Here is a 13,141-nt window from a genome sequence, read left to right on the forward strand (position 1 = left end):
CCGGGCTCCCAAAGACCCTCGGCGGTCCACCCCGGCGCGTCAGATCGCTACGCGCTCCTCATGGCTTGGCGTCCGGCGGCCGTCCGGGGCTGATACCTGCACCACATGTTGACCAGACCAGCACAGGAAGCCGGTAGGCGCGTCAGATCGCTACGTGCTCCTCATTTCGCGGCGGCTGATTGCCGTCTGGGGCTGAGAGGGTCGCCGCAGGAGTTTTGGGGGTCCTTCGAGGCGGAAACGGACCGTCCGGAGGCATCTCGTGGGCCTCTCGGCCGTCTGTCGGAGTCTGGGAATGCCTTTTTCAACCGCAGACTCCGACAAGAGCTGTTCAGGTCTCGGCCATGCCTGGCAAATGTGAGCAAAAGGGATAATCCTCCGCGCTGGCGGCTCATGGTCCCCCCAGGCGGCCCGCAGACGCCTCTCGGGCAGGAGCGCGTAGCGATCTGACGCGCTCGCCGCTCCCGGATGGGGCTGTGGTCGTCATGTGGTGCGGGTACCAGCCCAGGACGGGCGTCGGACGCCAAGCCGGGAGGAGCGCGTAGCGATCTGACGCGCCTACCGGCTTCCGTGCTGGTCTGGTGGGCGTGTGGTGCGGGTGGCCGGGCTCCCGGCCGGGCAGGGCACAGACCCGAATGCGGGACAGGCCGACGCCCGACCCGCCGTCTCCTCGCTGAGGGAGCTGCTCCCCTTCCCCTGCCCCGTGACCGTTCCTTCGGGGGCTTCCCGGCAGTCTTTCGGCTTTCCGGGGCGGGCCGGTCGGTCAAGGGTGGCCGAAGGCCATCGCGTAGCGACGCGAACGAAGTGAGCGCCCTTGAGGGACCGGCACGCCCCGGAAGGACGATGGGACTGACGGGAACCCCCGCACCAGCCCTGAGGCGGCCCCGCCGGAACCCCGCCCCCCAGCACCCCGCCCCGCCCCACTCCCCCTGCCGCCGCAAGGGTGACCGGCCGTCCCCCATCGGGCGGCCCGGGCGGCGGGTTCCGGCGTCCACCTGGGGCCCTTTCCGGCAGGGGCCCGGGGCTTTGCGGTGGGGGGCCGTCGCACGGATAGGTGAACCTGGGCGGGGTTTTCGCCGGGGCCCGGGGGCGGTTGCGGAGCGTGTTCGGCGGTCGTAGAAATCCCGCATCAAGTTACCGCCTGGTACCGCCGGGCTCGGTCTGATCGGGGGAATCGCCATGGACACCACCACGCGCGGCACCATCGGCGGCGAGGGCAGCCGCAGCAGGCCCGGAGGGGGGAGCCGGACCCGGCCCGCCGGCCGGCGGGACCAGCGGCGTCCGGCGGGGGGGCCGCGGCAGGTGCGCCGGCTCGCCCCGCACGACTGGTTCGCGGAGCGCCTGCTGGCCGTGCTGAGCGGTCAGCGCCCCGTCCATTCGCTGCTCGGTCTCACCGTGGGCGAGGCGTACGAACAGCTGGTGACCCTGGCGCCCGCCGGACCGCTGCGCGACCGCTTGCGCCCGGTGCTGCGCCATTGCGGCCGTTTCCACCCCGGCCCCGGGGTGATCGAGGCCTTCGCCCGCATCGCGACGGGGGACCGGGTCTCGGCGATGGCCTTCCGGCTGGAGCAGGGCCCCGACCGCCGCTGGCGCTGCGCCGCCGTCGAGATCCGCGGCCCGCGGCCGTAGCGCCCGCCGGGCCGCCCCCGCCGGGACCCGCGGGTACCCCTCCCCGCCGACGGTCCCGCCAGTCGTATCCTGAGGGCGTTTCCGACTACCGAAAGCAGCCGGCCATGCGCTTGTACGTCCCTTTGACCCTCCCCGGGCTCGCCGAGGCGCACAAGGCGGGGCAGTTGGGGCCCGCCCCGGTCCGTGCGTACGCCGTGACCCCCGCGCTGCGGGAGTGGTACGTGTCGGACGACATCGAGGAGCTGGAGTACGCCGCCCTCGGGCGGGCCGCGCTCGCCTCGCTGCGGATGCTGGCCGCGGACCCGGCCGCTCCGCGCAGGCGGGTCGTCGTCGCGCTCGACGTCGACGACAAGGCCGTCACCGCCGTGCCCGGGCTGGACGAGGCCACCCTCGGGCAGGTCACCCTCGCGGCCCCCGTGCGCCTCGCGGCGGCCGCGGCCGTGCACGTCGACGCCGAGGACGCCGAGGGCGACGTCGCCGCGGCCGCAGCGGCGCTGGAGGCCGCCGACGCGGGGGACGACGACGCGCGGTTCACCGTGGACGGCGCCGAGGACCACGAGCTGCTCTGGTTCGGGATCCAGGAGATCCCCGGGCTGCTGGCATGAGAACGGGTACGGCCCACATCGTGTGGGACTGGAACGGGACGCTGCTGCACGACATCGACGCGGTCATGGTCGCCACCAACGCCTCCTTCGCGGAGCTCGGCTTCCCCCCGATCACGCTGGAGCGCTACCGCGACCTGTACGTCGTCCCCGTGCCCAAGTTCTACGAGCGGATGATGGGCAGGCTGCCCACCGACGCCGAATGGGTCGTCATGGACGAGGCCTTCCACCGCCACTACTGGGCCGCCGCCGAGAACGCGGGGCTCGCCGAGGGTGCGCTGGAGCTGCTCCGGGACTGGCGGGCGGACGGGCTCACCCAGTCCCTGCTGTCCCTCGCGCCCCACGAGAAGCTGGTGCCCCTGGTCCGCGCGCACGGCATACACGAGCACTTCCTGCGCGTCGACGGGCGTACCGGGCCCTCGCACACCTCGAAGGCGGGGCACCTCGTACGCCATATGGAGGCATTGGAAGCAGCCGGTGTGACCGTCAGCCGTACGGTCCTCGTGGGGGACGCCGTGGACGATGCGACGGCCGCGCAGCACGTGGGGGCGCACGCCGTCCTGTACACGGGGGGCTCGCACAGCCGAGCCAGCCTGGAGTCGGCCGGGGTGCCCGTGGTGGACAGCCTCGCCGAGGCCGTGGCGATGGCCCGTGAGCTGGCCGGATAGGCGGTGGGCGGGAGGATCCGGCCACGCGGCTGGCCACACTGTCCAGGTTTTGACCCCGGTTTTGTACAGATGCAGTGAATGACGACCGGGGGGTGGGGCGAGATAGCCTTGTACCCGTGATCAGCGCGATAGTCCTCGGGGGCACTGATGCCCCCGGCCCGCGCCCGGCGCGTCCTCGCGGCCGGGCCCTCGCTGATCCCCGCCGCCGGGACCTGTCGATCATGGTCGAAGCCTTCCCGGGCGGCTCTTCCGACGCCACGGCGTCACATCCGATCCGGACGGACATCCCGCCTCATAGCGGCGCTTTGTCATTCCTTCCTTCACCACCTACGTCACGCAATGGCGCGTTGACAGGGAGCCAGAGGACATGCAGACCAAGCTGGACGAAGCAAAGGCCGAGCTGCTCGCGCGGGCGGCACGGGTAGCTGAGAACAGCCCGGCCGGGGGGCTACTTCCGACTGGGTCCGAACAGGGGGAGCGTCCTGGCCAGGGCGCGACGCTCGCCTACCTCCAGCGCTACTACCTGCACACCGCCCCCGAGGACCTCGCCGACCGGGACCCGGTCGACGTGTTCGGCGCGGCGCTCTCCCACTACCGGCTCGCCGAGAACCGGCCCCAGGGCACCGCCAACGTCCGCGTGCACACGCCCACGGTCGAGGAGAACGGCTGGACCTCCAGCCACTCGGTCGTCGAAGTGGTCACCGACGACATGCCCTTCCTCGTGGACTCCGTGACGAACGAGCTGTCCCGCCAGGGCCGCGGCATCCACGTCGTGGTCCACCCCCAGGTCGTCGTGCGCCGTGACGTCACCGGCAAGCTGATCGAGATCCTGGGCCCGGACTGCGACGCCCACGGCCCCCGGACCGCGCGCCCGCACGACTCCCTCGTCGAGTCCTGGATCCACGTCGAGATCGACCGCGAGACCGACAAGGCCGACCTCAAGCAGATCACCGGCGATCTGCTGCGCGTCCTGTCCGACGTCCGCGAGGCCGTCGAGGACTGGGAGAAGATGCGCGACGCCGCGCTGCGCATCGCCGACGAGCTGCCGAACGAGCCCACCGCTCCGGACCTGCGCGAGTACGAGCTCGAAGAGGCCCGCGAGCTGCTGCGCTGGCTGGCCGACGACCACTTCACCTTCCTCGGCTACCGCGAGTACGACCTCGTCGACGGCGACGCCCTGTCCGCCGTGCCCGGCACCGGCCTCGGCATCCTGCGCTCCGACCCGCTCCACCACGGCCAGGAGGACGCGCACCCCGTCTCGCCGTCCTTCAACCGGCTGCCCGCCGACGCCCGCGCCAAGGCGCGCGAGCACCGTCTGCTGGTGCTGACCAAGGCGAACAGCCGCGCCACCGTGCACCGCCCCTCGTACCTCGACTACGTGGGCGTGAAGAAGTTCGACGCCAACGGCAACGTCGTCGGCGAGCGCCGCTTCCTCGGCCTGTTCTCCTCCGCCGCGTACACCGAGTCCGTGCGCCGCGTCCCGGTGATCCGCCGCAAGGTCAGCGAGGTCCTGGAGGGCGCCGGCTTCGCGCCGTCCAGCCACGACGGCCGCGACCTGCTCCAGATCCTGGAGACCTACCCGCGCGACGAGCTGTTCCAGACCCCGGTCGACAAGCTCCGCGAGATCGCCACCTCCGTGCTGTACCTGCAGGAGCGCCGCCGACTGCGGCTGTACCTGCGCCAGGACGAGTACGGCCGCTACTACTCGGCGCTGGTCTACCTGCCGCGCGACCGCTTCACCACCGGTGTCCGGCTGCGCCTGATGGACATCCTGAAGGAGGAGCTCGGCGGCACCAGCGTCGACTTCACCGCCTGGAACACCGAGTCGATCCTCTCCCGCATCCACTTCGTCGTCCGCGTCCCGCAGGGCACCGAGCTGCCGCTGCTGACCGATGCCGACGTCGAGCGCGTCGAGGCCCGTCTGGTCGAGGCCGCCCGCTCCTGGGCCGACGGCTTCGGCGAGGCGCTGACGGCCGAGCTGGGCGAGGAGCGTGCCGCCGAGCTGATGCGCAAGTACGGCACCTCCTTCTCCGAGGGCTACAAGGCGGACCACTCGCCGCGCGCGGCCGTGGCGGACCTGTGCCACCTGGAGAAGCTCTCCGCCAGCGACCGTCCCTTCGCGCTGTCCCTCTACGAGCCCGTCGGCGCGGGCCCCGGCGAGCGCCGCTTCAAGATCTACCGCACCGGTGAGCAGGTCTCCCTCTCCGCGGTCCTCCCGGTCCTCCAGCGCCTGGGCGTCGAGGTGACCGACGAGCGGCCGTACGAGCTGCGCCGCGCCGACCGGGTCAGCGCCTGGATCTACGACTTCGGCCTGCGGATGCCGCTGTCCACGGGCAACGGCGACGCGTACCTCGGCGACGACGCGCGCGAGCGGTTCCAGGAGGCCTTCGCGGCCGTGTGGACCGGCGAGGCCGAGAACGACAACTTCAACGCCCTCGTCCTGGGCGCCGGCCTCACCTGGCGTCAGGCCGTGGTGCTGCGCGCGTACGCCAAGTACATGCGCCAGGCCAAGTCCACCTTCAGCCAGGACTACATGGAGGACACCCTCCGCAACAACGTCCACATCACCCGGCTGCTGGTCTCGCTCTTCGAGGCGCGGCTGTCGCCCGGCCGCCAGGCCGCCGGCACCGAGCTGATCGACGCGATGCTGGAGGAGCTGGACGGGGCCCTGGACCAGGTCGCCTCGCTGGACGAGGACCGCATCCTGCGTTCCTTCCTGACGCTGATCAAGGCGACCCTGCGGACCAACTTCTTCCAGCTCGACGAGGAGGGCCGCCAGCACTCCTACGTGTCGATGAAGTTCGACCCGCAGGCCATCCCCGACCTGCCGGCCCCGCGCCCCGCCTTCGAGATCTGGGTGTACTCCCCGCGCGTCGAGGGCGTCCACCTGCGCTTCGGCAAGGTCGCCCGCGGCGGTCTGCGCTGGTCGGACCGGCGCGAGGACTTCCGTACGGAGGTGCTCGGCCTGGTCAAGGCGCAGATGGTCAAGAACACCGTGATCGTGCCGGTCGGCGCCAAGGGCGGCTTCGTCGCCAAGAACCTGCCGGACCCGTCTGTGGACCGCGACGCGTGGCTCGCCGAGGGCATCGCCTCGTACAAGATCTTCATCTCGGCGCTGCTCGACATCACGGACAACATGGTCGGCGGCGAGGTCGTGCCGCCGAAGGGCGTGGTCCGTCACGACGAGGACGACACCTACCTCGTCGTCGCCGCCGACAAGGGCACCGCGACCTTCTCCGACATCGCCAACGGCGTCGCGGAGTCGTACGGCTTCTGGCTGGGTGACGCCTTCGCGTCGGGCGGCTCGGCCGGTTACGACCACAAGGGCATGGGCATCACCGCCCGCGGCGCCTGGGAGTCCGTCAAGCGGCACTTCCGCGAGCTGGGGCACGACACCCAGACCCAGGACTTCACGGTCGTCGGCGTCGGCGACATGTCCGGCGACGTCTTCGGCAACGGCATGCTGCTCTCCGAGCACATCCGCCTGGTCGCCGCCTTCGACCACCGGCACATCTTCATCGACCCGACCCCGGACGCGGCCACCTCGTACGCGGAGCGCCGGCGCCTGTTCGAGCTGCCGCGTTCCTCGTGGGCGGACTACGACACCGCCCTGCTGTCGGCGGGCGGCGGCGTCCACCCGCGCAGCGCCAAGGCCATCCCGGTGAACGCGCAGATGCGCGAAGCCCTCGGCATCGAGGCGGGCGTCACCAAGATGACCCCGGCCGAGCTGATGCAGGCCATCCTCCAGGCCCCCGTGGACCTGCTGTGGAACGGCGGCATCGGCACGTACGTCAAGGCGACCTCCGAGACGCACGCGGACGTCGGCGACAAGGCCAACGACGCCATCCGCGTCAACGGCGCCGAGGTACGGGCCAAGGTCATCGGCGAGGGCGGCAACCTGGGCCTGACCCAGCTCGGCCGCATCGAGTTCGCCCGCGTCGGCGCCGGCGGCGAGGGCGGCAAGGTCAACACCGACGCCATCGACAACAGCGCGGGCGTGGACACCTCCGACCACGAGGTGAACATCAAGATCCTGCTGAACGCGGTGGTCGCGGACGGCGACATGACCGTCAAGCAGCGCAACAAGCTGCTCGCCGAGATGACCGACGAGGTCGGCTCCCTGGTGCTGCGCAACAACTACGCGCAGAACACGGCCCTGGCCAACGGCTCCGCCCAGGCCCCCAGCCTGCTCCACGCCCAGCAGCGCTTCATGCGCCGCCTGGGCCGGGACGGACTGCTGGACCGCCAGCTGGAGTTCCTGCCCAACGACCGGCAGATCCGCGAGCTGCTCAACGCCGGCAAGGGCCTGACCCAGCCGGAGCTGGCCGTGCTCTTCGCCTACACCAAGATCACGGTGGCGGACGAGCTCATCCACACCGCGCTGCCGGAAGACCCGTACCTGCGCCGCCTGCTGCACGCGTACTTCCCGGCCGCCCTGCGCGCGAAGTTCCCCGAGCAGATCGACGCGCACGCGCTGCGCCGGGAGATCATCACCACCCTGCTGGTCAACGACACCGTCAACACCGGCGGTTCGACCTTCCTGCACCGCCTGCGGGAGGAGACCGGCGCCTCCACGGAGGAGATCGTCCGGGCGCAGCTCGCGGCCCGCGAGATCTTCGGCCTGGCCGAGGTGTGGGACGCGGTGGAGGCGCTGGACAACCAGGTCGCCGCCGACGTCCAGACCCGGGTGCGGCTGCACTCGCGGCGCCTGGTGGAGCGCGGTACGCGCTGGCTGCTGAACAACCGGCCGCAGCCGCTGCAGATCACCGAGACCATCGAGCTCTTCGGCGCCCGGGTGTCGGAGGTCTGGGCGCAGCTGCCGAAGCTGGTGCGCGGCGCGGACCTGGAGTGGTACCAGTCGATCATGGACGAGCTGACCGGTGAGGGCGTGCCGGAGGAGCTCGCGGCGAAGGTGGCCGGTTTCTCGTCCGCCTTCCCGACGCTGGACGTCGTCGCCATCGCGGACCGGACGGGCGTGGACCCGCTGTCCGTCGCCGAGGTGTACTACGACCTCGCGGACCGCCTGGACATCACGCAGCTGATGGACCGCATCATCGAGCTGCCGCGGTCCGACCGCTGGCAGTCGATGGCCCGCGCGTCCATCCGCGAGGACCTGTTCGCGGCGCACGCGGCGCTGACCGCCGACGTGCTGGCCGTGGGCGACGGTTCCTCCACTCCCGCGGAGCGCTTCAAGGCGTGGGAGGAGAAGAACGCGGCGATCCTCGGCCGGGCCCGGACGACCCTGGACGAGATCCGGGGTTCGGACGACTTCGACCTGGCGAACCTGTCGGTGGCGATGCGGACGATGCGCTCGCTGCTGCGCTCGCACGCGTAGTCGCCGGCGGAGCCGGACACGGGCCGGGCCCGGAACCCCCCTTGTGGGGTTCCGGGCCCGGCCCGTCGCGGTGTCAGCCGCGGGTGAAGGCCTCGTACGCGTCGCAGACCTCCTGGGAGGGGCCGTCCATGCGCAGCACGCCCGACTCCAGCCAGATGGCCCGGTCGCAGGTCTCGCGGACCGTGCCGATGCCGTGGCTGACGAGGAAGACCGTGCCGGCGCGGGCGCGGAGCTCCTCGATGCGGGCCTGGCTGCGGCGCTGGAAGGCGGCGTCGCCGGTGGCGAGGGCCTCGTCGATCATCAGGACGTCGTGGTCCTTGGCGGCGGCGATGGAGAACCGCAGCCGGGCGCCCATGCCGGAGGAGTACGTGCGCATGGGCAGGGAGATGAAGTCGCCCTTCTCGTTGATGCCGGAGAAGTCGACGATGTCCCGGTAGCGCTCGCGGATCTGCTGCTTGGTCATGCCCATCGCGAGCCCGCCGAGGACCACGTTGCGCTCGCCGGTGAGGTCGTTCATCAGGGCGGCGTTCACTCCGAGGAGGGACGGCTGGCCGTGCGAGTAGACCGCGCCCCGGGCCACCGGCTGGAGGCCGGCGATGGCCTTGAGGAGGGTGGACTTGCCCGAGCCGTTGGAGCCGATCAGCCCGATCGCCTCGCCCTTGTACGCGGTGAAGCTGACGCCTTTGACGGCGTGGACCTCGCGGACGCCGGGGGCCGGGCGGCGCGAGACGATCCGGCTGAGCGCGGCGGTCGCGCCGCCCTTGCGGCCGCTCCCGTGCACCTTGTAGACGACGTGGACCCCGTCCGCGATGACGGTGGGGACGCGGGTGTCGGTGTCAGCCACGGCCGTACTCCTCCTCTGCCTTCCAGAAGTAGACGAAGCCGCCGACGCCGGCGAGCAGCGCCCAGCCGATGGCGATCGGCCACACGTGGTGCGGGAGCGAGTCCGCAGTGAAGCTGTCGATCAGGGAGAAGCGCATCAGGTCGATGTAGACGGCCGCCGGGTTGGTCTTGAGCACCAGCGAGACCCACTGGGGCAGGTGGTCCGTGCTGAGCATGGAGTCGATGGACCACATCACGCCCGAGGAGTACATCCAGGTGCGCAGCACGAACGGCATCAGCTGGCTGACGTCCGGGTTCTTGCTGCCGATGCGGGCCATGGCCATCGCGCAGCCCGTGCAGAAGAGGGCCATCAGGAAGAGCACCGGGACGGCGATCAGCCAGGAGGCGGAGGGGGTCTGGCCGAAGGCCAGGAGCAGGATGACGAGGGCCGCCATGGTGACGAGCAGCTGCTGGAAGAGCTGGACCACGGAGGAGATGGGCAGGCTGGCGCGGGGGAAGTGCAGGGCGCGGACCAGGCCGAGGTTGCCGTGGACGGCGCGGGTGCCGGCGTTGACGGAGCTGCCGATGAAGTCCCAGACGAAGACGCCGGTGATCAGGAACGGCACGTAGTCGGGGACGCCGTGGCTGGCGCGCATGACGATGCCGAAGACGAAGTAGTAGACGGCCGCGTTGAGCAGCGGGGTCATCAGGTGCCAGACCTGGCCGAGCCTGGCCGTGCTGTACGTGGCGTGCATCCGCGCGGTCGCGTACGCCGTCACGAAGTGGCGGCGGTTCCACAGCTGCGCGGCGTAGCGGGGGAGGGAGGGGCGGGCGCCGCTGACGGTCAGGCCGTGGGCTGCCGCCAGCTCGGCGGCGGAGGGCGGCGCGGGGTCCGCGAGGGTCACGGTGGTCACGGGATCGCTTTCGACGGGGTCGGGGGCGTCGCCTGCCGGGAGCCTCCCGGCCGGGCGACGACGGGACGGGTCCGTATCGTCGTGACGTCGACAGTAGGGGCCCGCGCGTCGGAACGCAACCGTATCGTCGTGACGTGCGGGGGCTGACCTCGCCGCTATGCTCTGGGCATGACCAACGAGCCCGCCGCCGCTCCCGCCGCCCGCCGCGCCCCCGCCGGCGCCGCCGTCCTGCGCGAGGACGTCACCAAGGCGATCCGCGCGGCCGTGCTGGACGAGCTGGCGGCCGTGGGCTTCGCCCGGATGTCGATCGAGGGCATCGCGCGGCGCGCCGGCGTCGGCAAGACCGCCGTGTACCGGCGCTGGAAGTCGAAGCTGCACCTGGTGCTCGACCTGATCGGGGCGGTTGCCGCCGACGGCATCCCCGTGCCCGCCACCGGCTCCCTCTACGGGGACGTACGCGCCCTGCTGGAGGTCATGTCACACGTGCTGCGGCACCCGGTGGCCTCGGCGGTCATCCCCGACCTGCTGGTGGAGGCCGCCCGGAACCCGGAGATCGCCGACGCGGTGCGCGGCGCCCTGCTCGAAGGCCAGCGCCGGCTCGCCGAGGGCATCGTCTCCGAGGCCGTCGCCCGCGGCGAGCTGCCGGGCTCCGCCTCCCCCGAGCGTGCCCTCGACCTGGCGATCGGGCCGCTGTACTGGCGGCAGGTGGTGGTACGGGACGCCGTCCCGGCGGGCTACCTCGACGAGCTCGCCCGCTCCGTCGTGGCCGGCCTGCGCGCCGGCTGACCCCGCGGCCCCCGCCCCCGCCCCCGCCTCAGGGCCACAGCCCCGCCGTCAGCGGGGCCAGGTCCGGAGCCGGCGCGGCCGGCGCGGGCCGGCGCTCCTCCAGCGGGACCACCGCGGGGACCGCGACGGGCTGGCCCAGGAAGACCCGGCGCACCACCCGCTCGGCGGCGTGGCCGTCGTCGTACGAGCAGAAGCGAGAACGGAACGCGGCGCGCAGCTGCGCCGAGCGGGAGCCCCGCCAGTGACCGGTGGCGAAGATGTCCACCAGCTCGTCCTCGGTGCGGGCGATCACGCCCGGGGGACAGGAGCGCAGGTCGAAGTAGGTGCCGCGGGCGGCCTCGTACGCCTCCCAGTCGTCCGCGTGGATCACGATCGGCCGGTCCAGCGCCGCGTAGTCGAACATCAGGGACGAGTAGTCCGTGACCAGCGCGTCCGAGGCCAGGCACAGCTCCTCCACCGACGGGTGGTCCGAGACGTCCAGCAGGCGCGGGTGCGGCTCCCAGCCGCCGGGGCTGCCGGCGTACGTCAGGTGGGTGCGCGTGAGCAGGGTGAAGCGCGGGCCCAGATCCCGCAGCACCCGCTCGAAGTCCAGGTGCACGGGCCGGCTTCGGCGGTAGTCCCGGTGCGTCGGGGCGTACAGGACCGCGATGGTGCCCGGCGCGATGCCCAGGCGCTCGCGCAGCGCGAGGACCTCGGCCTGGCCGGCCCGGTGGAAGGCGTCGTTGCGCGGGTAGCCGTACTCCAGGGTGGTGTAGGAGGCGGGCACGGCCTTCTCCCACACCAGGGTGGAGTGGCGGTTGGAGGACAGCAGGTAGTCCCACTGGTCCGCGCCGCGCAGCAGCCCTTCGAAGTCCGTGGTCGGGGTGGCCGCCGGACGGTCCTGGAGGTCCAGGCCCACCCGCTTGAGCGGGGTGCCGTGCTGCGTCTGCAGCAGGACCTGACCCGGCCGCTTGACCAGGGCACGGTCGAAGTTGACGTTCGTCGTCAGGTACCGGGCCCGGGCCAGGGCGCTCCAGTACGCGGCCGAGCCGGGCCGCAGCGGGGTGGTCTCGGGCGGCAGGGTGGAGGCGTACCGGGGGTCGCAGATCCACGCCGTGCGCATGCGCGGGGCCAGTTCGCGCAGCTTCGCCTCGATCGCCGCCGGGTTGCAGGCGTAGCCGCCGTGCCAGTACGCGGAGAACACCGCCAGTTCGGGCCGCAGCGGGAGCAGCCGCTGGACCCGGTAGTGCAGGCGCAGGGCGCTCTCGCGCAGCCCCCGCCCCAGCGCCGAGCCGGTGCGGCCCGCCGACAGGGCGGCCGCGCGCAGGACGGAGCCCAGCCGGTAGCAGCGCCGCAGCCCGAGCCGCATCAGGGTGTGCCGGAGCCGGTCGGTGCGGGTCAGGGACAGCGGCAGCGCCCCCGACCCGCCCGGGACGCGGTGGCGGCGCAGCAGGGCCGAGGCCCGCGCGAAGAACTCGGCGCGCGCGGCGCGCGGGAGGCGGCGCGGGTCCGCGTACACGGCGCAGAAGTGCTCGGCCATCCGCCGGTGCACCGCGGGGCGCCAGCGCTCCAGCTCGGGGCGGGCGGCGAGGTGGCCGAAGACCCGCTCGTACTGGTCGAGGACGTCCAGGTGGCGCGGGCTGGTGGTGGTCAGGATCGAGCCGGTGCGCCGCTGGCGGTAGTGGACGCAGACCCGGTCGAGGACGGCCACGGACTCGGCGGACAGCAGCGCCGGGTACGTCCAGGGGGTGTCCTCGTAGAAGCCGGGCGGGAATTCGAGGCCCTCGCGCTCCACGTACTCGCGGCGGTACGCCTTGTTCCACACCACCATCAGCATGCCCAGGAGGGCCGGGCGGTCGGCCAGCCGGAAGCTGGCGGGGCCCTCCTCGGACAGCCGGTGCGCGAGGCGGTTGCGGACGGTCTCGCCCGTCCAGAAGGTGCGCGCGTAGTCGTACACCAGGACGTCGGGGGAGCCGGTGGCCTTGAGCCGGTCGGTGATGGCCTGGAGGGCGCCCGGCGCGAGGGTGTCGTCGCCGTCGAGGAAGACGAGGTAGTCGCCGCTCGCCCGGGCCAGGCCCGCGTTGCGGGCCGGGCCCAGGCCCAGGTTGTGCGCCAGGTGCACCGCGGTGACCCGGGGGTCGCGGGCCGCGTACTCGTCGATGATCGAGCCGCACGCGTCCGGGGAGGCGTCGTCGACCGCGATCAGTTCCAGATCCGGGTAGGACTGGGACAGGACCGAGTCCAGACTCTCCTGGAGGTACGCCTGAACCTTGTACGCGGGCACGATGACGCTGAACCGGGGCACGGCACATCCAGGGGTCGGCGCGGGCATATGGCCCAGGAACCCCGCGCGCGGCGATCGGGTTACGCTCCGTACGGCATTTGGGTCACGCAGCGTCAACGCCCCAT

The 13,141-nt window shown here is 72.2% G+C and carries 8 protein-coding genes; 5 read left to right on the forward strand and 3 right to left on the reverse strand.

Annotation, left to right across the window (positions count from 1 at the left end; translation table 11 throughout):
* Positions 1-1,176 precede the first annotated feature (1,176 nt).
* The 4 genes from ACFY7H_RS23100 to ACFY7H_RS23115 all read left to right on the forward strand — a co-directional run bounded on the left by ACFY7H_RS23100 (position 1,177) and on the right by ACFY7H_RS23115 (position 8,231).
* On the forward strand, positions 1,177-1,626 hold the full coding sequence (locus tag ACFY7H_RS23100) for an Rv3235 family protein (RefSeq protein ID WP_388940790.1): 450 nt from the start codon (positions 1,177-1,179) through the stop codon (positions 1,624-1,626).
* 104 nt (positions 1,627-1,730) lie between these two features.
* A complete protein-coding gene (locus ACFY7H_RS23105; RefSeq protein ID WP_388940793.1) occupies positions 1,731-2,231 on the forward strand; it encodes a DUF6912 family protein in 501 nt (166 codons plus the stop codon).
* Positions 2,228-2,896 (forward strand): HAD family hydrolase, encoded by a 669-nt coding sequence (locus tag ACFY7H_RS23110; protein WP_388940795.1) that lies wholly within the window; start codon positions 2,228-2,230, stop codon positions 2,894-2,896. Before ACFY7H_RS23105 ends, ACFY7H_RS23110 begins: the two co-directional genes overlap by 4 nt.
* Before the next feature lie 367 nt (positions 2,897-3,263).
* Positions 3,264-8,231 (forward strand): NAD-glutamate dehydrogenase, encoded by a 4,968-nt coding sequence (locus ACFY7H_RS23115; protein ID WP_388940798.1) that lies wholly within the window; start codon positions 3,264-3,266, stop codon positions 8,229-8,231.
* A gap of 73 nt (positions 8,232-8,304) precedes the next feature.
* Here the strand turns inward: ACFY7H_RS23115 and ACFY7H_RS23120 are convergent, their stop codons facing one another.
* Positions 8,305-9,075: an ABC transporter ATP-binding protein gene (locus ACFY7H_RS23120; protein WP_388940801.1), complete on the reverse strand. Its 771-nt coding sequence runs from the start codon at positions 9,073-9,075 to the stop codon at positions 8,305-8,307.
* Complete coding sequence (locus ACFY7H_RS23125) at positions 9,068-9,967, reverse strand: ABC transporter permease (RefSeq protein ID WP_388940803.1); 900 nt, start codon at positions 9,965-9,967, stop codon at positions 9,068-9,070. The genes ACFY7H_RS23120 and ACFY7H_RS23125 overlap by 8 nt, the downstream gene beginning before the upstream one ends.
* A 168-nt stretch (positions 9,968-10,135) precedes the next feature.
* Here ACFY7H_RS23125 and ACFY7H_RS23130 point away from each other — a divergent pair, with 168 nt between their 5' ends.
* Complete coding sequence (locus ACFY7H_RS23130; RefSeq protein WP_388940806.1) at positions 10,136-10,753, forward strand: TetR/AcrR family transcriptional regulator; 618 nt, start codon at positions 10,136-10,138, stop codon at positions 10,751-10,753.
* 28 nt (positions 10,754-10,781) lie between these two features.
* Here ACFY7H_RS23130 and ACFY7H_RS23135 read toward each other — a convergent pair whose 3' ends face one another.
* A complete protein-coding gene (locus ACFY7H_RS23135) occupies positions 10,782-13,037 on the reverse strand; it encodes a CDP-glycerol glycerophosphotransferase family protein (protein ID WP_388940810.1) in 2,256 nt (751 codons plus the stop codon).
* Positions 13,038-13,141 lie beyond the last annotated feature (104 nt).

The organism is Streptomyces sp. NPDC012794 (genome assembly GCF_042901085.1).
GTDB lineage: Bacteria > Actinomycetota > Actinomycetes > Streptomycetales > Streptomycetaceae > Streptomyces.

Excerpts from the sequence above, each read along its gene's own strand:
- ACFY7H_RS23100 (WP_388940790.1), top strand. The coding sequence starts at position 1,177 with ATGGACACCACCACGCGCGGCACCATCGGCGGCGAGGGCAGCCGCAGC.
- ACFY7H_RS23105 (WP_388940793.1), top strand. The coding sequence starts at position 1,731 with ATGCGCTTGTACGTCCCTTTGACCCTCCCCGGGCTCGCCGAGGCGCAC.
- ACFY7H_RS23110 (WP_388940795.1), top strand. The coding sequence starts at position 2,228 with ATGAGAACGGGTACGGCCCACATCGTGTGGGACTGGAACGGGACGCTG.
- ACFY7H_RS23115 (WP_388940798.1), top strand. The coding sequence starts at position 3,264 with ATGCAGACCAAGCTGGACGAAGCAAAGGCCGAGCTGCTCGCGCGGGCG.
- ACFY7H_RS23130 (WP_388940806.1), top strand. The coding sequence starts at position 10,136 with ATGACCAACGAGCCCGCCGCCGCTCCCGCCGCCCGCCGCGCCCCCGCC.